General features: G+C 76.8%; 1 protein-coding gene and 1 pseudogene. One reads left to right on the forward strand and one right to left on the reverse strand.

Annotated features, from left to right (window positions below):
• Nucleotides 1-141: 141 nt before the first annotated feature.
• Entirely contained in the window at nt 142-1,095 is a 954-nt protein-coding gene (locus ACIWVC_RS34570; RefSeq protein ID WP_396453114.1) for an aldo/keto reductase, read from the reverse strand.
• Between the two features lie 131 nt (nt 1,096-1,226).
• Between ACIWVC_RS34570 and ACIWVC_RS34575 the strand changes: the two are divergent.
• Nucleotides 1,227-1,544, forward strand: a pseudogene (locus tag ACIWVC_RS34575) (hypothetical protein); the annotation flags it as partial.

Genomic DNA, 1,544 nt, shown 5'->3' on the forward strand with positions numbered 1-1,544 from the left:
GCGGCGCCGGCCGGGCGGGCTCCGGGGCGGCGGGGCCGTCCAGGGCCCCGGCGGCGGCCTCCGCCGCGCGCATCGCCGCGGCGGCGCGCGCGGCCCGCTCGGCGGGGGAGGGCTGGTCGGGCGAGTGGTCAGGGCTGTCGGTCACGGGCTTCCCGTAGTCGTGTCGGAGACGTCGTCGAGCGCGGCGCGGATCTCGTGCGGCAGCGTCAGGTCCTCGCTCTCCAGGATCGCGCGGAGCTGCGCGGCGGTGCGGGCGCCCACGATCGGGGCGGCCACCCCCTCCCGGTCGCGGACCCACGCCAGCGCCACCGCGAGCGGCGAGCGGCCGAGGCCCTCCGCGGCGGTCACCACCGACTCCACGATCCGGGCGCACTCCTCGTCCAGGTAGGGCTGGACGAACTCGGCGAAGTGCGGCGCGGCGGCGCGCGACCCGGCGGGGATGCCGGTGCGGTACTTGCCGGTGAGGACGCCCCGGCCGAGCGGCGACCACGGCAGCAGCCCCGCCCCGGCGTCCAGCACCGCCGGCACGACCTCCCGCTCGATGTCGCGGCGCAGCAGCGAGTACTCCAGCTGCGCCGACACCACGGGGGCGCGGCCCGGCCAGGCGCGCTGCCATGCCGCCGCCTTGGCGACCTGCCAGCCCGCGAAGTTCGACACGCCGACGTAGCGGGTGCGGCCGGACGCGACCGCCTCGTCCAGCGCCGACAGCGTCTCCTCCAGCGGCGTCGCCGGGTCGTAGACGTGCAGCTGCCACAGGTCGACGTGGTCCAGGTCCATCCGGTCCAGGGAGGCGTCCAGGGCGCGCAGCAGGTGCCGGCGGGACCCGTCGTAGCGGCCGTTCGGCCGGATCGCCGCCTTCGTCGCGATCACCAGGCCGTCCCGGTCGACGGTCTCGCGCAGCAGGTGGCCGAGGATCTGCTCGGCGGCGCCGTCGTTGTAGACGTCGGCGGTGTCCACCAGCGTGCCCCCGGCGTCCACGAACGCGGCGAGCTGCGCCGCCGCCTCGTCCGGGCCGGTGTCCTGCCCCCAGGTCATGGTGCCGAGGCCCAGCCGGGACACGAGCAGCCCGCTCCGCCCGAGGTGACGCTCCTTCATAGGCGGTCAATGTAGCGGCCCCCGCGACGCGCGCGGAAAGTGAGCAATCGGCCGCGCCGGTTTCTCCCCTCCCGCAAAGATCCTGGTGAGATCTATTGCCGGGCCCCGCCGCCCGGCTAAAGTGCGCAGCCATGGCGCCACCCCCGTTCTCGATGTACTCCCCGAGGTCGCCGGAGGGCGACGGCCCGGACATGGCGCCGGTGTTCGGCGCGGGACCGGGCGACGACCCCGGCTACTTCGCCTCGCTGCGCACGGGGACGGAACTGGGGCGGCTGCGCGCGATGATGCTCGTCCTGCTCGCCGCGCCCGTCCTCATCCTGGCGATCATGCCGCTGATCGTGCGGGACGGCCGCGACGGCGCGCCCCCGTGGATCTACGCGCCGCTCGCCGCGGCCGCGCTCGTCGCGCTGGCGGCCGGGCCGCGCGCGCCGCGGCCGGTGGCGCCGGGC

This window comes from Actinomadura sp., from assembly GCF_044508335.1.
GTDB lineage: Bacteria > Actinomycetota > Actinomycetes > Streptosporangiales > Streptosporangiaceae > Spirillospora.

What these genes read in the sequence shown, in the direction of transcription:
- ACIWVC_RS34570 (WP_396453114.1), bottom strand. Translation starts at nt 1,095, where the DNA reads ATGAAGGAGCGTCACCTCGGGCGGAGCGGGCTGCTCGTGTCCCGGCTG.